The organism is Pseudomonas sp. LBUM1666, assembly GCF_059695775.1.
Map to the genome: position 1 here is coordinate 3,074,030 of NZ_CP166789.1, position 22,910 is coordinate 3,096,939.

Genomic DNA, 22,910 nt, shown 5'->3' on the forward strand with positions numbered 1-22,910 from the left:
TGATGCTCCTGTGGTCATTTGCGCGGTGGCCCCTGCAGGTCCATCGGCGCAGCATTGTCGGGACGACCGCGAATCAGCGATTCCGGATGCCGTCCGAGGTAATCCGAGAGTTCACGCAAGGAGCGCGACATGCGCCCGAGCTCGTCGAGGGTCTGACCTAATTGTTCGCGTTGCGGCGAGTCTTCGGCCAAGGTCGAACTGGCCGATTGCAGCGTCTTGCTGACATCCGCCAGGGTGGTCTGCACGCCGGGCAGGGTCTTGGCGTTGAATTGCGCCAGACCTTTACGCAGTTCGACGAGGTTGCTGTCCAGGTTGCCGGCAATGCGCTCGATCGGCAGTTGGTTGATCTTGTTGACCATGCCCTCCAGTTTTTCCTGCAATTGTTCGAGGCTGCCAGGAACGGTTGGGATAGAGACTGGACGGGCGGTCGGATCGAATACGACTTTCTCCGCTTTGGGGTAGAAGTCGAGCGAGATGTACAACTGACCGGTCAACAGATTGCCGCTCCGGGCCTGGGCCCGCAGACCGTTATCGATGAAGCTGCCGATCAGGCGTACACCAGCGGCTTCGTCGTTGGGGTCATGCTTCAAAACCTCAAGCATTTTGATGTGGGCCTGACCGAGGCGTTGCGGGTAGATCACGATGCCGACATTGACCGGGAAACTGCGCTTTTTCGGGTCGAAATCCAGATTGACCGACACGACTCTGCCAAACTCGATGCCAAGGAATTCCACCGGTGCACCGACCCTGAGCCCGCGCAAGGCCTGATCGAAACGCAAACTCAAGAATTGCCCCTTGCCGCTGGGCGGGGCGAGGGCGGTTAGCTGGTCTTCGAACAGGTCGAAGGCTTTGGCCTCGGTGGCCGGTTGATCATTGGGGCTGTATTCCGGAGCACGGAAGGCGATACCGCCCACCAGGATCGATGACAGCGATTCGGTTTTCACCGAGAAGCCATTGGCGCCGACGTTCACGTCGATCCCGCTGGCGTTCCAGAACCGGGTGTTTTCAGTGACGTAGGCATCATTGGGCGCGTGGATGAACACTTCGATGTTGACCCCTTTACCGTCGGCGTCCAGGGCATAGGCCACCACTTGACCCACCGGAATCTTGCGGTAGTAAACCGGAGAGCCAATATCCAGCGAACCGAGATCCTGGGTGCGCAGGGTGAAGCGCTTGCCCGGCTCGCCATAGGTAATCGGCGGCGGGTTTTCCAGGCCGGTAAAGTTCTTGGAGCGAGCATTGGCCTGGCCGATGTCGGCGCCAATGTAATCCCCGGACAACAGCGTATCAATACCCGACACACCGCCGGCGCCAATACGTGGACGCACGACCCAGAATTGCGAGTCTTCGCGGGTGAAACTTTCCGCCTGCTTGGACAGTTTGATGGTGGCGTTGACGCTCTTCTGATCGTTGCTCAGTTCCACGTCCGAGACATGGCCGATCACCACGTTGCGGTATTTGACTTCGGTCTTGTTGGCGGTCAGGCCGCTACCGGTCTTGAACGTGACGGTAATGGTCGGACCTTCCTGCATCATGGTGTGCACGACCAGGGAAATCCCCACCAGCACTGCGATGATCGGTACGATCCATACCAGCGAAACGCTGAAACGTCGGGTTTTGACAGGGGCCTGGCCGGGGGCTTGCGGCCCGTCAGTGGCTTGCGACTTCATCCTTGACCTCCTCGTTTGGGTTATCCCGCTCTTCTTTATCCCAGATCAGGCGTGGGTCGAAACTCATTGCCGACAGCATGGTGAAGACCACCACCAGGCCAAAGAACAGAATGCCCGGGCGCGGTTCGATATCGGCCAGGGCTTGAAACTTCACCAGTGAGGCCACCAGGGCGACCACGATCACATCGAGCATCGACCAGTAACCGATGAGCTCGACGAAACGGTACAGCGTTGACCGCTGCTTATTCGCCCATTGGCTGTCGCGCTGAACGGTCACTAGTAACAGCGTCAAGGCGACGAACTTGATGCCCGGCACCGCGATGCTGGCGATGAAAATAATCAGGGCAATGTCCCAGGCGCCGTGCTTCCAGAAATCCAGCACACCGCTCATGATCGTGCTATCGGCGCCATTGCCGACCATCTTGGTGTTCATCACTGGCAGCAGATTAGCCGGGATATAAAACACCAGCGATGTCACCAGGTAGGCCCAGGTCCGGGTCAGGGAGTTGGTTTTGCGCCGATGCAGCGGCGCGCCGCACCGTGTGCATTCGTGAGGTTCATCGGTCATGTCACAGGCCAGGCCGCAGCTATGACACAGGCACAGGTTGAGTTCACTCGCCACCGGGGGCCTGTTCATAAGATGTCCCATAGATCACGGATGTCGCGCCCGGCAATGCGGATCATCATCAGACTGAGAATGGCCAGGGCAAACAGGCCGATGCCGGGCAGCACATCCAGCAATCCGGCGAGTTTGATGACCGCGACCATCGCCCCCAGCAGACAGACCTCCAGCATGCTCCAGGGCCTGAGGGTTTCCAGCCAGCGCATGCAGAACCTGAAACCGGGCGAGCGACGGGAGGCGAGGGCGAAGCTCAGCACCCAGAGAAGCAGCACCAGCTGGAAAATCGGCGCGATGATCATCGAGATCGCCGCCACCATGGCGATAAAAGTGATCGGCCCCAGACTCAAGGCAAGCACCGAATCCCAGAGTGTTGCGCTGTTTTTAAGGCCTTTGAGGCTGATGCTCATGACGGGATAGAAGTTGGCGAAAATCCACAGCATCAACGCGGTGAAGGTCAACGCCAGACGTTGTTCCACCGACAGGCCGTTATAGCGCTGAAGTACGCCGCCACAGCGCGTACAGAGGGTTTTTTGATGTTTGGCGAGCGTGACTTTTTCATACACGCAGTCGCAGTGCTCGCAGATGATCAGTGGGTCAGTCGTAGCCATAGGCTGCACTCGCCAGGACGCAGGGAAGTCAGAGCACTCCCTCAATATAGAAGCGCCTAGCGATAGAGCAAATTAAAAGGCGGGCTCTGATCGTTCCCACGCGGAGCGTGGGAACGATCAGTTGGGGAGGGACGTCAGCCGAGCAGTTCGCGCAGGCGATACCAGAACATGCCGAGGGCCAGCAGTGGAGAGCGCAGCATGGGCCCACCGGGAAAGGTCATGTGCGGCACGGCGCTGAACACGTCAAAGCCCTGACTGTGTCCGACGTGGATCGCTTCGCCCAACAGCTTTGCGCACCAGTGGGTCACGTTCAGGCCATGGCCGGAGTAGCCTTGGGCGTAAAACACGTTCGGGTGCTGGCTCAGGCGCCCGACCTGTGGGAAGCGATTGGCGGAGATGCCAATTTTGCCACCCCATTGATAGTCGATGCGCACGTTGGCCAGTTGCGGGAAGACCTTGAGCATTTGCGGGCGCATGTAGGCTTCGATGTCTGCCGGATCGCGCCCGGAATAATGGCAGGCCCCGCCGAACAGCAAGCGTCGGTCCGCCGAGAGCCGGTAGTAATCCAGGCCGACTTTCTGGTCGCAGAGCGCCAGATTTTGCGGGATCAATTGCGCTGCCTGTTCGGGCGCCAACGGCTCGGTGGCGATGATGTAGCTGCCCGCCGGGAGGACCTTGCCGCTCAGTTTCGGTTCGAGCTCTTCCAGGTGAGCGTTGCACGCCAGCACCAGACTGCCGGCGCGCACCGTGCCGCTGGCACAGCGCACCTGCACCGTGCTGCCATGGATCAATTCCAGCACCGGGCTCTGCTCGAAAATCTGCACCCCAAGGGAGTGAGCCAATCGCGCTTCGCCAAGAACCAGATTGAGCGGGTGCAAGTGACCCGAGCCCATGTCGACCAGACCGCCGGCATACACGCCGGAGTCCACTACCTGCTGACGGATCTGCTCCGGCCCGACGAGTCGGGTTTCGTGGGTGTAACCCGACTCGGCAAGGCCTTGCTGCTCAGCCTTGAACGCCGCGAACTGCGCTTTAGTATTGGCCAGTTCACAGAACCCCCAGCGCAGGTCGCAATCAATCCCGTGTTCACGAATGCGGTTGCCCACGAGCGCTACCGACTCGACGCCCGCACGCTCAAGGTAGCGCACGCCTTCTTCACCGACATGACGGGCAAAACCGCTGACGTCATGACCGATACCGCGGATCAACTGACCACCGTTGCGCCCGCTGGCACCCCAGCCGATCCGTCGGCCCTCCAGCAAAATCACCGAGAGACCGCGCTGAGCCAGTTCGATCGCCGTGTTAACGCCGGTAAAGCCGCCGCCGATCACACAGACATCGGCTTCAAGATCTGCGGCCAGTGTAGGGTAGGGCGCCATTCCATTGGCTGACGCCGCGTAATAGGAGCGAGCATGTTCGTTACTGTACTGGTTCATTGGTTGGACTTCACTTTGCTCCAGGAACGGGTCATCAAACGCATGATTGCCTGGGGCGGGGTGGTCGAAATGTAGAGCTTGTCGAGGACTGCCTGAGGCGGATAAACCTCAGGATTGTTGACCAGCTCAGGGTCCATGTCTTGCTTGGACGCCGGGTTCGGGTTGGCGTAACCGACTGACGCGCTGACCTTGGCAATTACTTGCGGATCGAGCAAGTAGTTGATGAAGGCGTGCGCTTCTTTCTGGTTGCTGGCGTCTGCGGGCACCGCCAACAGGTCGAACCACAAGTTACTGCCTTCCTTGGGAATCGCGTAGGCGATGTTCACGCCGTTCTTGGCTTCCTTGGCCCGGTTCGCGGCCTGGAACACGTCACCCGAGTAACCGAACGCCACGCAGATGTCGCCGTTGGCCAGGTCCGAGACGTACTTGGAGGAGTGGAAGTAGGTGATGTAAGGGCGGATGGCCAACAGCTTGGCTTCAGCTTTTTTGAAGTCTTCAGGGTTTTCGCTGCGCGGGTCCATGCCCATGTAATTGAGAACGGCCGGGAACACTTCATCGGCCGAATCCATCATCGACACGCCGCACTGGCTGAGTTTCTTCAGGTTCTCCGGTTCGAAAAACACGGCCCAGGAATCGATGCGGTCAATGCCCAGCACTTGCTTGACCTTGTCGACGTTGTAGCCAATGCCGTTGGTGCCCCACAGGTACGGAACCGAGTGTTCGTTACCCGGGTCGTTTTTTTCCAGCAGCGCCAGCAGTTTCGGGTCGAGGTTCTTGAAGTTGGGCAGCTGCGAACGATCGAGCTTCAGGAACGCGCCGGCCTTCACCTGGCGAGCGAGGAAGTGGTTGGACGGCACCACCACGTCATACCCGGTGCGGCCAGCGAGCAATTTGCCCTCAAGGGTTTCGTTGGAATCGAACACGTCGTAGATCACCTTGATCCCGCTTTTCGCCTGGAAGTCGACGAGGGTGGTCTCGCCGATGTAATCGGTCCAGTTGTAGACGCTGACCGTTGGCTTAGCCTGCGCAATGGCGCTGAACAGCAATGCCAGCGCGACCGGAACCATGGATTTCAATAGACGCATATCGACACCTCTTCGAATTTTTGGATTTATCAGGCGTTTCTTTGGTGTTCTGGCGGCCGTCTTCGCGAGCAGGCTCGCTCCCACATTTGGAATGCGTTTCCCCTGTGGGAGCGAGCCTGCTCGCGAAGAGGCCTCTGCTGACGGGTTAGACGCTGAGCAGCAGGAACTCGCGCTCCCACGAGCTGATCACCCGTTTGAAGTTCTCGTGTTCCGCTCGCTTGACCGCGACATATCCGCGGACGAATTTGCTACCCAGATAACGCCCGATGGTTTCGCATTCTTCCATCTGCGTCAGGGCGTCTTCGATGGTGATCGGCAGGCGCAGATTGCGGCGCTCATAGGCACGACCCTGGACCGCAGCACTCGGTTCGATGCGTTCGACCATCCCCAGATACCCGCACAACAGGCTTGCTGCGATCGCCAGATAAGGGTTGGCATCGGCTCCCGGCAAACGGTTTTCCACGCGCATTGCATCCGGCGTGGAGGTCGGCACACGCAGACCCACAGTACGGTTTTCTTCGCCCCATTCGACGTTCACCGGTGCCGAAGTGTCCGGCAGGAAGCGGCGGAACGAATTGACGTTCGGTGCAAACATCGGCAGCACTTTGGGGATGTACTTTTGCAGACCGCCGATGTGGTGCAGGAACAGCTCGCTCATCTGCCCGTCGGCATCGGCAAAGATCGGCTGGCCGGTGGCGATGTCCACCACGCTTTGGTGGATATGCATGGCGCTACCGGGTTCATCGCCAATCGGTTTGGCCATGAAGGTCGCGGTGACGTTGTGCTTGAGCGCCGCTTCGCGCAGGGTTCGCTTGAACACGGTGATCTGGTCGGCCAGATCCAGCGCATCGCCGTGACGGAAGTTGATTTCCATCTGCGCCGGGCCGTCTTCGTGGATCAAGGTATCGAGGTCCAGGCCTTGAAGTTCGCACCAGTCGTACACGTCTTCAAACAGCGGATCGAATTCGTTGGCAGCGTCGATGGAAAACGACTGACGACCACTTTCCGCACGGCCCGAACGGCCCAGCGGCGCCTTGAGCGGCAAGTCCGGGTCTTCGCAACGCTGGGTCAGGTAGAACTCCATTTCCGGCGCGACAATCGGCCTCCAGCCTTTGTCGCTGTACAGCTGCAGGACTTTTTTCAGCACGTTGCGCGGTGACAGCTCGATCGGGTTGCCGAACTTGTCGAAGGTGTCGTGAATCACGATAGCGGTGGGTTCGATGGCCCATGGAATCACGTACACCGCGTCAGAGACGGGCTTGCACACCATGTCGATGTCGGCCGGGTCGAGCAGGTCGTAGTAGATGTCGTCGTCGACAAAGTCCCCGGTTACCGTTTGCAAAAGCACACTTTCCGGCAGGCGCATGCCTCGCTCATGCAGGAACTTGTTGGTGGGTGCGATTTTGCCGCGTGCGATGCCGGTCAAGTCGCTGACCACACACTCGACTTCGGTAATCTTGTGATCTTTCAGCCACGTGAGCAGCTGATCGAAAGGGACATTCATAAAGACCTCGTTATTGGTTTTATTAACGCCGGGGAGGCTGGTTTCATCCACCACACACTTCCCCTGTGGCGCGTTGACGACTATCTTGGGCGAGCCTTGACGTTCCATCTATCCACTTTCAGCAGCACCAAAACGCACCAAAAGAGTGCGCAAGGTCACCCATGACAACGTGCAACCCCCTGCAAGTCCAAGCGTTCAACACCGCCGATGTAGCCGAGCAAATCCGCGCCACACCGGGTTGGGTGCAGCATTACCAGCAGATGTCACCGGGGCATTTCGCCGGGCGCGTGCGCTACCTGGACCTGCAAGGCGTGGAGATTTACGAGGAACAGATGAACACGCGGGTCGAGCAGAATTTCAGCGCGCCCGAAGGCTCGCTGGCGTTCTGTTTCGATCGCAGCGACAACGCGCTGTACGTGTTGAATGGCGAAAGCCGCAACATCTGGATCACCCCGGAGAACTACCAGGAAATCGCCGTGGTGTTCGGTCCGGAGTTCGTGCAGCGTCACGGTTTGAATGTGGCCAGGCTCGAAGGCCTGTTCATGGCGCCGCTGAATTCGGGGCAGAACGCGTTGTTCAGTCGCTGGCTCAGCGGGACGTTGACCCGACTGGCGCAGACGCTCGATCCACCGAGCAAGGAGGCGTTGACCCAGCAGTTGCTGGAAGACTGCCTGTACATCCTCGACAACGCGTGTGTTTGCCTTGATCGCGGAGGGTTACAGCGCCGCGCCGAAGAACGATCGGTGATGAAACGCATCGGTGAGTGGGCGGCTGACACCCCGGAAGACACCCTGAATCTGCTGGAGCTTTCGCAGGTCGCCGGGGTTTCTCTGCGGCAGTTGCAGCATGCGTTCAAGGCGTATACCGGGATGACCCCGACCCATTGGCTGCGCTTGCGCCGACTCAACAGCGCACGCCGCGAATTGCTCAGCCGCACAGCGATGGACACCACCGTTGCCGAAGTGGCGATGCACTGGTCGTTCTGGCATTTGGGGCGTTTTTCCAGCAGTTATCGGGCGCTGTTCAACGAACTTCCCAGTCAGACTCTTGCCCGCAAACCGTGTGGCGCAACACGTCGCGGGTAAACCCGGGACACGTCAGATGGGTGTCATGCCGGAGAGACCGGCTTGGCCAATTCGATGCCGGCCGCACTCAATCGCTTCAGGATCTCAAAGAGCAGATCGCTCTTGGTCGTACTGACAATCCTTGGGCTGCTGACATAGCCGGTGATGGTCAATGTGATGCCTTCAGGGCTCAGATTGCTAAAGCGGACAACGGGGGCGGGTTTGTCGAGGATGGTTTCATGCTCTTGATAGGCGGTGTACAGCAGGTTTTTGACTTGTTCGGGGTCAATATCCAGAGGGAACACCAGCTCGAGTGTGGCCACCCCTTGGGCGCTGCCGCCCATGGTCACATTGCGCAGGTTCTGGGAAATAAGCTGCGAGTTGGGCACGATCACGATCGAGCGATCACTGAGCTGTATCTCGGTGGCCCTGACATTGATCCGCCGGATATCACCTTCGACTCCGCTGATGCTGATCAAGTCGCCGACCTTGACCGGACGCTCGGTGAGCAGAATTAACCCTGAAACGAAGTTCTTGACGATCTCCTGCAAACCGAAGCCGATCCCCACCGACAACGCACTGACGATCCAGGCCAGGTTCGTCCATTTGACGCCCAATGAAGACAACGCAAGCAGAATGACCAGTACGTACCCGATATTACTGAACAGGGTGCTCAGCGACGCCCCCATGCCGGGGTCCATATCGGTTTTCGGCAGGAATTCGTTATCCAGCCATCTGCGCAGCGATCGAATCAGGTAAATGCCGATCAACAGCGCGAGGACCGCATTCAACAGATTGCCCGGAATAATATTCAGCTTACGCAGGCCATCGCCGCCGAGAATCGCTGAAACCCTGTCAGTCAGTTGGCCAAAGGTCGCTCCAATCCCCCCCACAATCGTTGTAATCACGGCAATCAACAGTAAGGCCGCTCGGCCAATACCCGACACAACAACCTCGATTTGTTCGAGCCGTACGTCGCCGATACCCAGCAGCTGTTTGATCGTTTTGCCGCTTGGGTGCTTTGGCGAAAACAGGTAATCACACGAGTCCCTGAACAACTGCGTCAGCAAATAGAAGCTGGCAAAAACGATATAGAGCCAGACAATTTCGTAAGTGATGAATCGGGCCAGGGAGATGTAACCGATCAGCAGGCCAAAAATCGAGATCAACATGGCGATACTGACGCCGGTATAAATCAGCCCTGCCAGCGTAGTACCTGCCTCAGGGTGTTCCCCGGCAATGACCATCGCTCGGCGGGTTTTACTGACGCGTAGCAATAGCGCACCCATAATCATGATGACGACTAATGACACGACGCCCCGGCTGAACAGAACCACCTGCGAACTCATACCCGTCGCATTGGTGACTTGTACCAGCGAGATGAGTATCAGCATTGAACCGGCCAGCAGCGCCGGAAAAGGGCTTATTGCAAGTGCCACTTCATCGGCGATGCCAGGCAACCGCCATGAGGGATTGCGTTTAGACAGCAGGGCCCGACTCAGGCCGATAATCAGGGCGCAGGCGTAAGCGACTTTCTCGACATCGTCGAAGTAACCCTGCAGTGGCTGCGGCAATGGTTGAAGGCGGGTAGCCGCAGCGGAGATGAGCTCTATTGCGCAACCTGCGCTCAACATCGTGGCAACTACCGTCGCTATCGCCAATGAACTTCTGCGCAGGCGACCTTCCGGTACTCGATGGATGCAGATCCATGTCAAACCACGCTCAGCCAGTCTTCGCCCCGGCGTCCAGAAGGCCAGGGCCAGCAATAACAACGTGACGGTCACGGCACGCCGGCCGGGTTGCCAGACGGACTGAATGACACTGTTGGACTGGTCGATCAAAAACGTCAGACGGTTTTTATCCTCCTGCCGTGGAGAAAACAGTGGTGACCAGAACCGGGGGCTGAGGAAGCTGGCGGTGCGCTGGGCCAGTTCGGTTTCCAGTTGGGTACGCCGAATGCTGGCAATCTGAGTGATGAGGTTAGTAGCGCCTTCTTTGATGGCCAGCAGTATCTTGAGATCGCCATCCACCTTGTCTTTTTGTGCGGTGAGATAAGACCTCTGTTTCACGAGATCGGACTTTTCCACGGCAAGGCTGGTGGCGGATGCCGTCCCGAGCACACTGAGTTGCGCTTGCAATTGCGCCTGTTCGGGAAGTAACACGGCCGCCAACTTGTCCGCATCACTGAAGAGCAACTGAACGTTGTCCTGAAAGCCCACCAACTGGGTGTAATTACTGGTCAGTGACACCTGCTGTTTAAGGTTGTCCAGCCTTAATTGCAGTGCTTCCAGATCGCTTTTTGACACAGTAGCGATAGCGCTGGCCTCGCCGTTGCTTGACGTGTTGGGTAGTTCGTCCGCCGACAGCCCGCCGATGTTCGCCCCCATCAGCGCAAACACAACGAATATGAGTAATTTCAATGCAGGACGCATAGGCATGCCTCCAGCGGCTTTAGCCATTCAGGTTAGGTCATGGCGTGTGCTGGCGCGAAAAATAGTTCCGCACGCTGACCACGAATAGGGAAAAGGGGGCGGGTGAGAAGGGGTGATCTACAATCTTTTATGCCGAACCACGCTCAGGATCACGAGGTGTGTCGTATTGAGCGGTCTGTCTACCGACCCAGTGTGCTTGCAGAGTGCCGGGCCCTGTCGGAGGTCATCATGAGAAGGTTGTCATCCATTAGCCTGTGCATCGCACTGTCGGTTTCGTGGACCCAAGGGTGGGCCGAAACGGTCGTGCCGATGAAAGGTCAGAGTTCGCAACAAACCCAAACGGACATTACCGAATGCAACAACATCGCGGCCAGTCAGAGCGCCTCGGCTGCATCGCCTCCTAGCGGTGGAAGGCTGAAGGGGGCCGCGGCGGGCGCTGCCGCAGGGGCTGCGGGGGCGCAAGTACGGGGACGTCAGCATGACGAGTTTTATGATCGTGTCGACGATGACGTGAAGCAGGACTATCGCCAGAATCGCGCCAAGGAAACCGCCGTGGCAGGCGCGGTCGTCGGAGGCTCGCGTCAACGCCAGGAGCGCCGGGCGCAAGAGAAAACCAGTGCTGCGACCAGTTCAACGGCCTACACAAGCTGCCTGCAAGGGAAGGGGTATCAGGTCAACCCTTGAGCACTTTCCTGCCGCTGATCGAGCAGATGAACCATCAGGCAGGCATACAGCGTCACGAGGATGAACAGGCCCATGCGGATGGCGAACGCTGTGTAAACGTCCTTGCCTGCTGCGCTGTCCTGTACCGACTGACCCAGCAGGATGATCAGCGTGATCAGGGTATTGAGCCAAAACCCCGGGGTAAACCGCGTCGGGCTCAGGGCATACAGCTTGCGCGCCAGCACCAGGCCGAACAGCAGCATCCACAGAAAGAACATCCACAGATGCACAAACAGACTGAGGGCGCTCCAGAAGAGGATCGCCAACAGTCCTGCGAGCAAGGTTGAGCCGAGCAGCTCGCGACCGGCGTTGCGGGCATTCGTCGTGGAGCTTTGCTGACCCAGGCCGACGGCCTTCAGGATGATCGGCAGATAACCGGCCGGGTCGATCAGCGCCAGCAGGAATGCCGGCAGCACGATCAGGGTTGCACGCAGCGCAACCCGACTGACTTCTTCTGCCGGCAGGGGCGGGGCAGCCGGCGGCGAAGGGGCATTGGGTGGATCCGGGAATAACCCATGACTGAACGCCACGACGACAACGGCGAGCAGCAAACCCTTGACCAGTGCGCCGATGACCATTGCCGCCAGATCAAATTCGGCGATACCGGCCGAGGAAATCATGGTCAGGCCAATCACCAGGAAGGTCATGATCAAGGCGTTGCCGCCGCGCAGGCCAAAGCGGAAGGCCAGGAACAAACCGACGCTGATCAATAGCACGCCGCTGATTGGGTAATAACGCAGGACCGGGATCAATAGCAGGCCGATGCCGGTGGTCAACATGGCGGCCAGTGCGAGAACCAGTCCGGCCTTGAACGGCAGCGGGCGATTGACCGAGGCCAGCAACAGCAGGCAAAGCACCGGCGCCATAAAAGGAATCGACAAGCCCAGGCCGAAACTGGCGGTGAGGCTCAACGCCGTGCCGGTGGCCAGGCGCAGCGCCCGTTGATCCCGCGGCGTGCGCCGAGTAGACATACCCTTAATAGGCATAGCTCAGCCAGCTCATGAACCCCACAAACACGCGGCCGAGTGGGTTCAGCGGATTGCCCTCGGTGGGGAAGGCCATGACTTCGGCCTGCCCACCGGCACGGATCCCCCGACTGTCACGCAACGTGTTCAACGAGTCTGGCGAAAACTCGATAATGACCGGAAAACGCTGGGCCGGACGCAACCAATCGCGGCTGTTCTGCACGCTGGGCAAGGTGCCAGGCGCGGGGGGCTGCCCCACGCTGACGCCGTAACCGACGCTGCGCACGCGCCCCTCGAAGACCTCGCCCGGCAGAGCATCCAGAACAATCGAAACCGGCGTGTCGAGCTTCACCAGACCTAGGTTGTTCTCGGTCATGTCCGCACTGATCCACACATCATGAATGGCGATCAGGGTCATGACCGGGCTACCGGCAGCAGCGAATTGCCCAGCGTCAGTACGCAGATCTGTAATCAGCCCGGCCGAGCGAGCGCGAATCTGCGTATTGGACAGATCCAGTTCGGCTTTGGACAACGCCGTGGCGGCACTGCGCAGCAAAGCGTTGTCTTCCTCGCTACCACCTTCCTGCTCACGCGCGCGCTGCACTTCGGCGCGGGCAGCGGCGACCTGACTCACAGCCTGTTCGCGGTTGGCGCGAGACACTTCGAGCAGGCGTACGGAAATGGTGCCGGGGTCTTCGCGATACAAACCTTCAAGTCGCTGATTGTCCTGGCGCGCCTTGAGCTCATTGGCCTGGGCGGCACGCAGGTTGGCTTGCGCCGAGGCAATGCCGGCGGTGCTGGCACCGATCTGTCGGCGGGTCGATTCAAGGTCGGCGCGCGCGCGGTCGACGGCAATCTGGTACGGCTGAGGGTCCACCTCGAAAAGGATTTCGCCGGCCTTGACGTCCTGGTTGTTGCGCACGTTCACCCGGATCACGCGGCCTGCTACTTCCGAGGCGACCGGAATCACAAAGGCACCCACCCGGGCCTGTTGTGTATAGGGTGTGAAACGATCCGCCAACAGGTACCAGGCCAGGCTCAGGAGGATCAGTAGCAGCACCCACTTGATGCCTTTTTTCGCCGGGTCGGCGGCCGGTTCTGGCGCCTGGGTGACAGGTGTCTCGGGCGTGGGCTGGGTGGCTTCACTCATTGGTCTTTTACCTTGTAAGACATTGGAATGGCAGGCTGTGCAGTGGTGGGCTCTTTCAGCAGATCGCCCCAGTCGGTGCGTTTTTCCATCTGTTGGCGAGTGGTTGGATCAACTTTCGGCTGGGCGCTGTACCAGCCACCGCCCACGGCTTTGTACAAGGCAATGACATTGCTGACGGCATTGCTGCGGGCGACCAGATAATTGTCCTGTTGTTCGAGCAAGGCACGCTGTGCATCCAGCACCCGCTGGAAGTCCGAATAACCTTCGCGATACTGCGCGCTGGCCAACACCAGCGAGCGTTTGGCCGCCACTTCGGCCTCACCCAGAATGCGTTCGCGCTCCAGGGATTTGATCAAGCCATAGGCCGCATCGTCTGCCTCGCGTGCCGCCTGGCGAACCTTGTCGCGGTAGACCTCGATCAGCTGCTGCAACCGCGCATCCTGCACGCGCACGTTGTTGCTGATCTGGCCGTGATCAAACAGATTCCAGCGCAGGCTGGGGCCGCCGATCAAATCCAGATTCCGGGGCGTGCCACTGAGCGTGTCGGTGGACCAGACGATGCTGCCCAGCAAGGTCAGCGACGGATAGAAATCGCTCTCGGCCACACCGATCAGCGCTGACTGGGCGGCGACATTAAGCTCGGCAGCGCGCACGTCGGGCCGACGCAGCAGCAGGTTGGCCGGTACATCTTGCAACACGGCACGATCGACCAGCGGGATCAGTCCCACGTTCTCGACCAGTTGCGGTAGTGCGCCGGGCGGCTGACCAATCAATACCGCCAACGCATTGCGGGTCCGTTGCAACTGGTCTTCGAAATTGGGGATGGTGCTCAACGTGCCCAGGTATTGGGTTCTGGCTTGTTGCAGGTCGAGCTCGGCACTTTGGCCGCTATTGAACAGCTTCTCGGTGATCTCGAAGTTGCGTTTTTGCTGTTTGGCGTTTTCCCGGGCGACACGCAAACGGGCTTCGGTGGTGCGCAGCGAGAAATAGGTATCGGCCACTTGCGCGCGCAGCAGTACGAGTACGTCTTCATAGTTGGCCTGGGCGGCGAAGTAGCTGGCATCGGACGACTCGATGGCGCGACTGAAACGGCCCCAGAAGTCCAGGTCCCAACCCACATCGAACCCCGCGCTGTGTTGCCAGAAATGGCTGTCCTGCGGGTTGGTCCCGCCGGATTGCCTGCGGTTGAAGTAAAGACTGTCGACACTGGCTTGCTGCAGTTGCGGGTAAAGGCCACTTTGAGCAATGCCGAGTTGGGCGCGGGCTTCCATCACGCGCAGCCCGGCGATTTTGAGGCTGGAGTTGCGTGCATCCGACTCGGCAATCAAATGATCGAGGACCGGATCGGCGAAGACTTGCCACCACTGACGAATGTCCGGGTTCAGGCTGCGTTGGCTGGATTGCTCGAGGGCAGGGGTGCTCCAGTGTTTGACCCATTCTTCGCCGGGCGGCTGGAAGTCCGGCCCAAGTCGTACGCAGCCATTGAGGCCTAGTACGCCAAGCAGCACGAGCCGGCCTGGCCAATTCAGCAGGGTTGTACCTGGATGCATTATGCATTTCCCGACCAACAAAGATCACTGGAGCATAGCCGTCCAAATGGGCACATGGCTGCTACGCTTTTTAAGCGCCATCAAATCTACTGTGATCGGTTAAAAAGGTACGACGATTATGAATAACACCCAGGGTGTCGTTGAAGCCCATTCAGCTGGCTGGCGCTTTAAGTTGGGAATAGTAATTATCTGCTTGATGCTGGGCTCCTGGCTGTTGGTGCCTCTCGCAGCGGCAGCCGATGTGGCTGGATCAAAAATCGCTGCACTGACTGGCGTGCTGTTCATTAGCAACAAAGTCCTGCTGATCGTCGCTATTGCGGTTATGGGCAAAGCCGGATTCCAACAGTTAAAGCGCAGCCTGTTCGGTTATGTGACCTCGCTTGCACCTAGCACGGAAGTCGAAGTGGGCCCATTGCGTCATAGAGTTGGCATCGTGATGTTCTTTGTGCCGCTGATTTCCTCCTTTCTTGAACCCTACATCGACAGCATTTGGCCGGGGCTCAGACCCAACCTCTGGCAAGCTCAAGCGCTGGGTGACCTCATGTTGATCGGTAGCTTTTTTGTATTGGGGGGGAATTTCTGGGAGAAAGTGCGCGCGTTGTTTATTCGCACTGCTCGTGTCGCAAACACAAGTGCGGCGTGAATAACAATAGTGGGCGAGGGTAGTGAGTACTCGTACGTTCAAGCTCTAATGGCTAGCTCTACTAAAGAGCTATTTAGCATAGTTATTATTAATCGTGTGCATATCTATAATAGAGCCAGCACATTAATTGAACGCTATTTCAAAGGCTGGAGGGCTCAATCAACATGACTACCAACACCTTTGATAAACACATTGCCAACGCTGAGGCTGTGATCGCAGCACTGAACCTCGAGCCCCACATGGAAGGCGGTTTCTACCGCAGGACCTTTCAAACCGATCACCACCCGATGGTTGAGACCGCTGGGGGCCGGCGCTACCTGATGACATCCATTTACTACTTGCTGACCAAGGATTCGCCGATAGGTCATTTTCATCTGAACCAATCGGACATCATGCATTACTACCATGTGGGAGATGCGATTCAGTACAGCCTGATTTTTCCGGACGGCACATTAAAAACGGTTGTGATGGGCAGCGATATAATCGCCGGACAATGCCTGCAGTTGCATGTACCGGGTGGCGTCTGGAAAGCTTCGCAGCTTACAAGCGGACTGGCGGGATACGGCCTGATCAGCGAAGCGGTTACGCCAGGCTTTGATTATGCAGATATGGCGTTGGGCATACAGCAGCAACTTACCGAGCAATTTCCCGAACACGCGGAGCTGTTTGAGAAGCTGATGGGAGAATGAGTGGCCGAGGCGATTTGATCGCTTCAAAATCTGCGTATAACCGGGCTAATCTTGAAACACTCTGTTACGTGTAATGTATATTATGTTAAACGAGGTGTCAGGGCGGAACTTTTACAAAAGGTTCTTTCAAGCTACCAATCCCCGACCCCTGTTCGAGCCAGCTCAATACCCCGGCTCCAGCAATCGACGCTCGAACCGTCTGATCATGTAAGGCCCACCCCGGGCAGCTTCGCTCAGAGTTCGATGACAGGTACCCAGATCAAAGCGTCAGCCGGCTACTGCTGCGGCGACAAATCACCCCTTCGATCCTGCTAACGATCTATATCTACGGCTATCGCAACCGCATCAAGAGCGGCGCAGCGAATTTCGCCTACAGGGCATCGAAGGACTCTATAGATCTCAGAAATCACCTGCATCGTTGCGTCTTCGATCGTTCCTTCATTACGGCATAAAACCCAGCCGTGATCTGCAATCGCTCGCTCGAACGCCTTGGTACAAGCGACATGTTCTTCCAGCTTATGGATCACAGTACTGCTCAGCCCACGCCGCCGTGCCGCTGCCCTCGCCCATGAAATATCAGGGGCGGTGACAACCCCGACATGCAGGTCTGGCACTCGCACGTTTCGATCAATGTTCAACTGTAGAATCTCTGCAAACGGGACTATCCGGCGAAACGCGGCATCAGACGGGTACCAGCGATCGATCAAGATGATGCTGCCGGGTGGCTGTTTAGCCAGCACGTGCTGGGAAATCCAGGTACGGCTATCAGCAAAGCGCTCACAAACCTCCAACTCCAAATCCCGGGTGGGATCTCTGACGAGTTTGTTAACGAGGGTCATTGTTTCACCCCTATAGGGATCGCTTTTTTTCTCGCAAAGTCGGATCACCTTTTTGTTGTCTGCCCTCAGTACTTTCGTAACGGCCTCCAACAGTGTGGTTTTACCGGCGCCCTTGGGCCCATCCAGAGAAACAAACAGCGGACGATTCATTCTTCACATAACGATTGATATACGGTTTTTTTGCCCGGCTCGTTCGCTGGAACCGCTTGGCGCGGCTACGCGAATCGAGTGGAGGGGCCTTATGAATAGACATTGATGCACACTCTAACCCGGTTTCTGGCTAATGGGTCTCGAAATCCAGGGTTACAGCCGCTTATGAGCATCGGTCATCGCGCACCAGTTTAATGATGTGTCAGGACGGAACTTCTACCAATGGCTCTTTAGAGTAATCAATGAACTGACCCGGCGAGAGCCTGAGCGGATCGCTTCGTCGCGTTGTAACTGCGGGTTGTCCTGGTACATGCCTTGAGCGGAGCCAATCCACATGTCGTAGATCGCCTGATCAATGATCCCTGCATCCAGCGTCGGCTTCAGGGCTGATGGCAGTGTTTCATGAGGATTGAGGGTGCCACAGACAATAAACGTCAAGGCTGAATCCATGACCTTTTGTTGACCGAAGGCCAATTAAGCTATGTGAGCATTGGCAGTGATGCAGGCTCTCTGGCGGCCATGACCCTGATGCTGACCGCAAAGGGTCAAGGGTTGGTATCGACGCCCATGATCGGATTCGACCCGTTTGCAGTGGCGCAGGCGTTTGGTCTCTCCGCGACGGATATTCCAGTGATGTTGATCACCGTTGGCTATCCTGGCTCGGCCAACTGGCCACAAAAGCCTCGTAAAGCGGATAACGACGTTCTGCAGTTCGTGTAACCGAATGCTGCCAGCGATAGCCAGGCAAGTCCTGTCTTCGCTGGCGATTGCTTAGCTGATCTCGCACCACCATGTCAGTGTGGCAAACGCCTGTGGCAACCACACGGACGCGCACCTCGGTTGGCCGTGGAGCTTCGAGCACCACATCCTCAATCTCTAACGGGGCTCCCGAGGTGCAAGGAGTTCGTCGAAGTCGAGAAAACGTCGGCTTGTCAGGCACACTGCAACGCTCGCGGGGGTTGGCTGCGAAGAGAGCCGCTGGATGCTCCCTCCATGCATGTCGGCTCAAGTCGTCAGGCAAGTGCTCGCCAACCCAGCTGGGCACGAGCCTCTTGAAGGTCGGACTGCATATCGTGATTCCACAGCCAGTCGAAACGCTCTGCGAGGGTTTTGCTCAGCAGTTGTTCGTCATCGGCCACAACTGGATCACGCAGTTCATAAAGCTCTCCGGCTTCCCAGGATGTGCGCTGCACACGGCAGGCACGGGGACGACGGATTGCGTCGTAAGCCGCGAGCACCGCTTGTGGCTGGCTGTCCAGGACCTGCGGATCGGCCAGCAATCGCGCCAGAAGCCAGGCGTCTTCCAACCCCTGACCTGCGCCAGCGCCTTGGTGCGGCAACATGGCATGCGCTGCATCGCCGATCAGACCCACGCGGCCGTGCACGTAGCTTGGCAACTCATCGAGTTCATGCAGCGCCCAAAGGGTGGGTGCCGGAATGCATTCGAGCAGCACCCGTGCAGCGTCTCCCCAATGATTGAAAGCAGAGAGCATTTCTTCCTGGCTGGCATTGCGCACCCAGGGAGAATCGCTTGGCCAGGTCGGATCAGGGCGACTGCGATCGGAAATGAAGGCCACAACGTTGATCAGCCGGCCTTGTTTGACGGGGAAAGTGAGGATATGTGCGTCGAGCCCCAGATACATCTGCGGAACGTCGACCAAGTGCTCATCGACACCCCGATCCCGGTAGGCGGCGCGCAGCTGTTGGCTGTCGATCATCCCACGGTAGGCGCAGGTACCACTGAAACGCGGTGCCACCAGGGGTTGGCCAAGACCGTTCAGCACATGATCACGAATCGATGACTTGATACCGTCCGCTGCGATCAACAGATCGCAGCGATGCTCAGTGCCATCGGTGAACAGTACGCGAGCCTGTTCGGCATCCTGTTCCACGCTGACGGCGCGCTTACCGAATTGGGCGATCCCTTCGGGCAACTGACTGGCCAGGGCATCAAGGAAGTCAGCACGGTGTACCGAAGACTGCCCTACCCCTTCGGCCAGGCTGGCGCCCAGATAAGCGGCATCTTCACCACGACGCCATTCGAACCAGATGTCCTGCCACGGATCCTGCGTTTGGTCGGCAATCTTGCGGTAGGGTTCGGCAATGCCCAGACCCGCGATGGCACGAACGGCATTGGCGCCGAAGGAGACACCTGCTCCGACCTCGCCAAAGGCTGGAGCCGATTCGAACAGCTGCACACTCAGGTGGGAATGACGGCACAGGTCCAGGGCCAGAGCCACGCCGGCAATACCGCCGCCAACAATACCGATTTGCAGTTTGGATTGAGAAGTACGCATAGCAAGTTACCCATGAGGCTGATTGTTATTGGAGTGACCAAATCATCACCATCCGAGCGCTATTGATAAATACCGCAACTCCCATACATGCCATCATGGATGTGAATATTACTCTTGCGCTCGAGCAGGCATTGGCCAGGCGAGCCCCTCCTTGAGCTCGCCTGTTTCGGCCATCGTTACTGCGATACGGTTTGCCTGGATGAAGCGGCCTGACGACTTGAAGCGTTCTGAATCAGAAACACCAGAATAGCGATGGCCCCTATCAGGCCTGGCACTGCGAAGATGAGAAAGCTCGCCTGCAGCGGCAGTGATGAAGCGTGCAGTGCGCCGCCCAGCAAAGGACCGATGATGGCTCCGGTGCGCCCGACGCCCATCGCCCAACCAAGACCTGTCGATCGTATGTGCGCGGGGTAATACTGCACCGTGCAGGCGTTGGCCAGGATCTGCGTACCGATGGTGCACGCCCCTGCGATGGCGATGAGTAAATAAAGTATCGGTAACGGCGCCTTGAGGGCTAACAGGCTCAGCGCTATCGCTCCGCAACTGAAGAACGCGAACAAGACCTTTGCGATACCAATGCGGTCCCCCAGCCATCCACCGGCCACTGCGCCAATAATCGCGCCGACGTTTAGCGCTACCAGAAACGCCAGACTGGAGTTCAATCCATAGCCTGCAGCACTCATGAGTTTTGGCAGCCAGGAGCTCAACGCATAAACCATCAGCAAACAACAGAAAAACGCCAACCACAGCATGAAGGTGTTCAACTTGCGCCCCTCTTGGAATAACTGCGCAATCGACACAGTCGTGCCTTTGGCAACCATCTGGTTCAACTGGTCGTTTGCGCTTGGTTCATAAGACGGCGCAGCTTGTGCCAACAGGTTTTGGGCCTTGACGGTCTGCCCTGTGCGCAAAAGGAAATCCATCGACTCTGGCAATTGTCGTATCAGAAATGGCAAGGTCAACAGAGGAATCAGCGCTACATAAAACACCGCTTGCCATCCCCACTGTGGGATCAGCACCATGCCCAGGCTCGCCGATAGCATTCCGCCTAACGAGTAGCCACTGAACATGATCGCGACCAACGTGCTACGGGATTTCTTTGGCGCGTACTCGTTCATCAACGCGACAACGTTGGGCATCACTCCCCCGATCCCAAGGCCGGCGATGAACCGGCATAAGGCAAACGCCTCGGGGCTCTGTGCCAGGCCGTTGATCGCTGTGACTGCGCTGAAGATGGCGACACACATCATGATGGTTTTACGTCGGCCTATACGATCCGACAGTGAACCGAAAAACAACGCACCCAGCATCATGCCCACCAGCGCACAGCTACCTAGCGCACCCGCCTGTAACGAACTGAGGCCCCACTCGGCCATCAGCGAGGGCAACACGACCCCATAGATGACCAAATCGTAGCCGTCGAAAATGATGATAAGCGCGCACCAGAACAGCACGCGCGCATGGAAGGCATTGAAACGTGCCCCGTCAATCAGGGCTGATACATCAATCGTACGCATGGCATCGCTCTTCTTGTCATTGTTATAGAGCCGGAGGGTCTGATGTCTCCGGAAATTGCGCGGTGCCCAATGGTTTTACGCAGGGCGTTCAGCACTGGACATGGAGTCGATCATGGGCAAACCGTCAACCGTGATAAATGCAGCCAGGCGAATACGCATTATTTCGAACGTGAATAAAGATCGAAGGGAAGCAAAAGTCCCATCGATCTCACGATGGACGCGGCGGTCTGGCACTTGTTAGGCTTTGGCTCTTGCAGCGGCAATTTCAGAGCGGTGCAGACCCAACGATGGGCAAAGATTAATAGCCCTTATGAGCGCGCAATCTGCACGAGGCGTTATGGAATTACGTGAACTTGATCTCAATCTTCTTCTGGTATTCAACCAACTGCTGATCGACCGCCGGGTATCGACGGCGGCGGATAATCTCGATCTGACCCAGCCCGCCGTCAGCAACGCGTTAAGGCGGCTGCGTGTCACGTTGAACGACGAGCTGTTCGTTCGCACTTATCAAGGAATGGAGCCCACGCCCTATGCCCGGCAGTTGGCTGAACCGGTTGCCCTGGCCATTCAGACCTTACGTGACGCACTGAGCCGACAGGACACGTTTGACCCGCTCAACTGCAATCACAGATTTACGATGGCGATGACCGATATTGGTGAAATCTATTTCATGCCGCGGCTGATGGACGCTCTGGCAGAGCGCGCTCCGGGTTGCTCGATCAGTACACTGCGCAACACCTCAAATACCTTGGCTGAAGGGTTGCAGAACGGTGCGATTGACCTTGCCGTTGGATTACTGCCGCACCTGCAAGCAGGATTTTTTCAGCAGCGCCTGTTTCACCATCGCTATGTCTGCATTTGCCGTAAAGACCACCCGGCTACCAGGGAACCGTTAACGCTTGAGCGTTTTTGCAGTTATGACCACGTTCGCGTCGTAGCGGCGAACACGGGGCACGGTGAAGTCGATACGTTTCTGGCGCGGGCCGGCATCGAGCGCAACATACGCCTCGAGGTTCCCCATTTCGTCGCAGTCGGCCACATACTTCAACGCACCGACTTAATGGCAACAGTGCCTGAACGATTTGCCAGCAGTTGTGAACAACCCTTTGGGCTCGCGGTTCTACCGACTCCGGTGGAACTGCCTAACATCGAAATAAATTTGTTCTGGCATGCACGCTATAACAAGGACCCAGCCAATCGTTGGCTTCGCCAGCTGATGTTCGAGTTGTTTTCTGATTGAGGTGTGCCCTCAGTCCCAGTAACTTCTCAGTCTGCGCCAGGCAGACGCGGTACTAATTCCAGAAAGAAGTCGTCTATAGATACTTGAGGGCTCCTCATGAACATAAATCTGTGAACATTAGGCTCCAAAGATCGTGTAAAAACTCAATAACGATTGAGGATGGATCGCTCATGAACGGTAAACATCGCCCATAAGTTAAAGGATGTGTCTGGACGGAGCTTTGCCATTGTCAGCGTTAGCGCACCGAACTAATTCTCAGAGTTAGGGGTACGTAAAACTCCAAACCGGTCTCACTACTACTGCTTCGGTATTTTACTTCCCGCATTTCCGCTGAGCACAGGCCGCATCGTTTCAAAAAACAAATATTCCAATACCGCACTGAGCACAGACGTTCTCGCGACAGATTGGCTTTCTCTGGAGAAAGGGTTCCAGGCAGAAATTAATCAGTGGTAAAAATTGATATAGCCGAACCTTTAAGTCCTTTGAGAAAATCGCTTGTCCCGTCATTTGGGTCAACGACCCAGCACCAGGGATGCCCTGTGAGGCTATACCCAGTTTCCTCCCCCCAGAAGTCACAAGGAAATAGCTCAAGCAGGTGCTGATGCAGCACGCGTTCGATTTCTACATCAACCTCGGCTTTGTCACCCTTCCCTCGTGGCCCGCCCGCCCTCTCCCACTCATTTGAAGGCATTCTTCGACAAGAGTTTGGAACCGAGCTATTCACAG

Annotated in this window: 18 protein-coding genes and 3 pseudogenes; 6 read left to right on the forward strand and 15 right to left on the reverse strand. The window is 57.5% G+C overall.

Translation table 11 applies throughout. The features are described from left to right. Positions 1-14 precede the first annotated feature (14 nt). The 6 genes from ACA056_RS14030 to ACA056_RS14055 form a co-directional block, all read right to left on the reverse strand. Positions 15-1,670: a PqiB family protein gene (locus tag ACA056_RS14030; RefSeq protein WP_497273428.1), complete on the reverse strand. Its 1,656-nt coding sequence runs from the start codon at positions 1,668-1,670 to the stop codon at positions 15-17. Further along, positions 1,651-2,307 carry a paraquat-inducible protein A gene (locus tag ACA056_RS14035; RefSeq protein ID WP_497273429.1) on the reverse strand — a complete coding sequence of 219 codons (657 nt, stop codon included), beginning with the start codon at positions 2,305-2,307 and terminating at the stop codon, positions 1,651-1,653. Before ACA056_RS14035 ends, ACA056_RS14030 begins: the two co-directional genes overlap by 20 nt. Then, entirely contained in the window at positions 2,304-2,900 is a 597-nt protein-coding gene (locus ACA056_RS14040) for a paraquat-inducible protein A (protein WP_497273430.1), read from the reverse strand. Before ACA056_RS14040 ends, ACA056_RS14035 begins: the two co-directional genes overlap by 4 nt. A gap of 134 nt (positions 2,901-3,034) precedes the next feature. After that, a complete protein-coding gene (locus ACA056_RS14045; protein ID WP_497273431.1) occupies positions 3,035-4,336 on the reverse strand; it encodes an NAD(P)/FAD-dependent oxidoreductase in 1,302 nt (433 codons plus the stop codon). Beyond that, positions 4,333-5,421 carry a polyamine ABC transporter substrate-binding protein gene (locus ACA056_RS14050; RefSeq protein WP_497273432.1) on the reverse strand — a complete coding sequence of 363 codons (1,089 nt, stop codon included), beginning with the start codon at positions 5,419-5,421 and terminating at the stop codon, positions 4,333-4,335. Before ACA056_RS14050 ends, ACA056_RS14045 begins: the two co-directional genes overlap by 4 nt. Before the next feature lie 145 nt (positions 5,422-5,566). Next, positions 5,567-6,925 carry a glutamine synthetase family protein gene (locus ACA056_RS14055; protein WP_497273433.1) on the reverse strand — a complete coding sequence of 453 codons (1,359 nt, stop codon included), beginning with the start codon at positions 6,923-6,925 and terminating at the stop codon, positions 5,567-5,569. Between the two features lie 161 nt (positions 6,926-7,086). Between ACA056_RS14055 and ACA056_RS14060 the strand changes: the two genes are divergently transcribed. Then, positions 7,087-8,010: a helix-turn-helix domain-containing protein gene (locus tag ACA056_RS14060; RefSeq protein ID WP_497273434.1), complete on the forward strand. Its 924-nt coding sequence runs from the start codon at positions 7,087-7,089 to the stop codon at positions 8,008-8,010. A gap of 23 nt (positions 8,011-8,033) precedes the next feature. On the opposite strand, the gene ACA056_RS14065 is transcribed toward ACA056_RS14060, so the two are convergent. Next, entirely contained in the window at positions 8,034-10,421 is a 2,388-nt protein-coding gene (locus ACA056_RS14065; protein ID WP_497273435.1) for a DUF3772 domain-containing protein, read from the reverse strand. Between the two features lie 228 nt (positions 10,422-10,649). Between ACA056_RS14065 and ACA056_RS14070 the strand changes: the two genes are divergently transcribed. Continuing rightward, entirely contained in the window at positions 10,650-11,105 is a 456-nt protein-coding gene (locus ACA056_RS14070) for a hypothetical protein (RefSeq protein WP_497273436.1), read from the forward strand. On the opposite strand, the gene ACA056_RS14075 is transcribed toward ACA056_RS14070, so the two are convergent. The 3 genes from ACA056_RS14075 to ACA056_RS14085 are packed head-to-tail and all read right to left on the reverse strand — an operon-like array spanning position 11,090 to position 14,809. Beyond that, on the reverse strand, positions 11,090-12,115 hold the full coding sequence (locus ACA056_RS14075) for a DUF2955 domain-containing protein (protein ID WP_497273537.1): 1,026 nt from the start codon (positions 12,113-12,115) through the stop codon (positions 11,090-11,092). The two genes, ACA056_RS14070 and ACA056_RS14075, sit on opposite strands and share 16 nt — an antisense overlap. Positions 12,116-12,119: 4 nt before the next feature. After that, complete coding sequence (locus ACA056_RS14080; RefSeq protein WP_497273437.1) at positions 12,120-13,259, reverse strand: HlyD family secretion protein; 1,140 nt, start codon at positions 13,257-13,259, stop codon at positions 12,120-12,122. Then, complete coding sequence (locus tag ACA056_RS14085) at positions 13,256-14,809, reverse strand: efflux transporter outer membrane subunit (protein WP_497273438.1); 1,554 nt, start codon at positions 14,807-14,809, stop codon at positions 13,256-13,258. Before ACA056_RS14085 ends, ACA056_RS14080 begins: the two co-directional genes overlap by 4 nt. 118 nt (positions 14,810-14,927) lie before the next feature. On the opposite strand from ACA056_RS14085, the gene ACA056_RS14090 reads away from it, so the two are divergent. After that, positions 14,928-15,452 (forward strand): transporter suffix domain-containing protein, encoded by a 525-nt coding sequence (locus ACA056_RS14090; RefSeq protein WP_497273439.1) that lies wholly within the window; start codon positions 14,928-14,930, stop codon positions 15,450-15,452. A gap of 164 nt (positions 15,453-15,616) precedes the next feature. Then, on the forward strand, positions 15,617-16,141 hold the full coding sequence (locus tag ACA056_RS14095; protein ID WP_497273440.1) for a cupin domain-containing protein: 525 nt from the start codon (positions 15,617-15,619) through the stop codon (positions 16,139-16,141). A gap of 311 nt (positions 16,142-16,452) precedes the next feature. Here ACA056_RS14095 and ACA056_RS14100 read toward each other — a convergent pair whose 3' ends face one another. Beyond that, positions 16,453-17,130: a dTMP kinase gene (locus ACA056_RS14100; protein ID WP_497273441.1), complete on the reverse strand. Its 678-nt coding sequence runs from the start codon at positions 17,128-17,130 to the stop codon at positions 16,453-16,455. 237 nt (positions 17,131-17,367) lie between these two features. Next, a pseudogene (locus ACA056_RS14105) lies at positions 17,368-17,604 on the reverse strand (nitroreductase family protein); the annotation flags it as partial. 27 nt (positions 17,605-17,631) lie between these two features. Here ACA056_RS14105 and ACA056_RS14110 point away from each other — a divergent pair. Continuing rightward, a pseudogene (locus tag ACA056_RS14110) lies at positions 17,632-17,850 on the forward strand (nitroreductase family protein); the annotation flags it as partial. Positions 17,851-18,143: 293 nt separating this feature from the next. Here the strand turns inward: ACA056_RS14110 and salA are convergent. After that, positions 18,144-19,427, reverse strand: a complete 1,284-nt coding sequence (gene salA / locus ACA056_RS14115; protein WP_497273442.1) for a salicylate 1-monooxygenase — start codon at positions 19,425-19,427, stop codon at positions 18,144-18,146. Between the two features lie 176 nt (positions 19,428-19,603). Continuing rightward, the gene (locus ACA056_RS14120; protein WP_497273443.1) at positions 19,604-20,944 is read right to left on the reverse strand and encodes an MFS transporter; all 1,341 of its coding nucleotides are present in this window, start codon (positions 20,942-20,944) and stop codon (positions 19,604-19,606) included. A gap of 337 nt (positions 20,945-21,281) precedes the next feature. Here ACA056_RS14120 and ACA056_RS14125 point away from each other — a divergent pair, with 337 nt between their 5' ends. Then, positions 21,282-22,184, forward strand: coding sequence for a LysR family transcriptional regulator (locus tag ACA056_RS14125; RefSeq protein ID WP_497273444.1), 903 nt, complete (start codon positions 21,282-21,284; stop codon positions 22,182-22,184). A gap of 454 nt (positions 22,185-22,638) precedes the next feature. Here the strand turns inward: ACA056_RS14125 and ACA056_RS14130 are convergent. Continuing rightward, positions 22,639-22,875: pseudogene (locus tag ACA056_RS14130) on the reverse strand (inositol monophosphatase family protein); the annotation flags it as partial. Positions 22,876-22,910 lie beyond the last annotated feature (35 nt).

What these genes read in the sequence shown, in the direction of transcription:
- ACA056_RS14035 (WP_497273429.1), bottom strand. Translation starts at nt 2,307, where the DNA reads ATGAACAGGCCCCCGGTGGCGAGTGAACTCAACCTGTGCCTGTGTCAT.
- ACA056_RS14060 (WP_497273434.1), top strand. Translation starts at nt 7,087, where the DNA reads ATGACAACGTGCAACCCCCTGCAAGTCCAAGCGTTCAACACCGCCGAT.
- ACA056_RS14090 (WP_497273439.1), top strand. Translation starts at nt 14,928, where the DNA reads ATGAATAACACCCAGGGTGTCGTTGAAGCCCATTCAGCTGGCTGGCGC.
- ACA056_RS14070 (WP_497273436.1), top strand. Translation starts at nt 10,650, where the DNA reads ATGAGAAGGTTGTCATCCATTAGCCTGTGCATCGCACTGTCGGTTTCG.
- ACA056_RS14040 (WP_497273430.1), bottom strand. Translation starts at nt 2,900, where the DNA reads ATGGCTACGACTGACCCACTGATCATCTGCGAGCACTGCGACTGCGTG.
- ACA056_RS14030 (WP_497273428.1), bottom strand. Translation starts at nt 1,670, where the DNA reads ATGAAGTCGCAAGCCACTGACGGGCCGCAAGCCCCCGGCCAGGCCCCT.
- ACA056_RS14125 (WP_497273444.1), top strand. Translation starts at nt 21,282, where the DNA reads ATGGAATTACGTGAACTTGATCTCAATCTTCTTCTGGTATTCAACCAA.
- ACA056_RS14050 (WP_497273432.1), bottom strand. Translation starts at nt 5,421, where the DNA reads ATGCGTCTATTGAAATCCATGGTTCCGGTCGCGCTGGCATTGCTGTTC.
- ACA056_RS14085 (WP_497273438.1), bottom strand. Translation starts at nt 14,809, where the DNA reads ATGCATCCAGGTACAACCCTGCTGAATTGGCCAGGCCGGCTCGTGCTG.
- ACA056_RS14055 (WP_497273433.1), bottom strand. Translation starts at nt 6,925, where the DNA reads ATGAATGTCCCTTTCGATCAGCTGCTCACGTGGCTGAAAGATCACAAG.
- ACA056_RS14120 (WP_497273443.1), bottom strand. Translation starts at nt 20,944, where the DNA reads ATGCGTACGATTGATGTATCAGCCCTGATTGACGGGGCACGTTTCAAT.
- ACA056_RS14075 (WP_497273537.1), bottom strand. Translation starts at nt 12,115, where the DNA reads ATGTCTACTCGGCGCACGCCGCGGGATCAACGGGCGCTGCGCCTGGCC.
- ACA056_RS14045 (WP_497273431.1), bottom strand. Translation starts at nt 4,336, where the DNA reads ATGAACCAGTACAGTAACGAACATGCTCGCTCCTATTACGCGGCGTCA.
- salA (WP_497273442.1), bottom strand. Translation starts at nt 19,427, where the DNA reads ATGCGTACTTCTCAATCCAAACTGCAAATCGGTATTGTTGGCGGCGGT.
- ACA056_RS14100 (WP_497273441.1), bottom strand. Translation starts at nt 17,130, where the DNA reads ATGAATCGTCCGCTGTTTGTTTCTCTGGATGGGCCCAAGGGCGCCGGT.
- ACA056_RS14065 (WP_497273435.1), bottom strand. Translation starts at nt 10,421, where the DNA reads ATGCGTCCTGCATTGAAATTACTCATATTCGTTGTGTTTGCGCTGATG.
- ACA056_RS14080 (WP_497273437.1), bottom strand. Translation starts at nt 13,259, where the DNA reads ATGAGTGAAGCCACCCAGCCCACGCCCGAGACACCTGTCACCCAGGCG.
- ACA056_RS14095 (WP_497273440.1), top strand. Translation starts at nt 15,617, where the DNA reads ATGACTACCAACACCTTTGATAAACACATTGCCAACGCTGAGGCTGTG.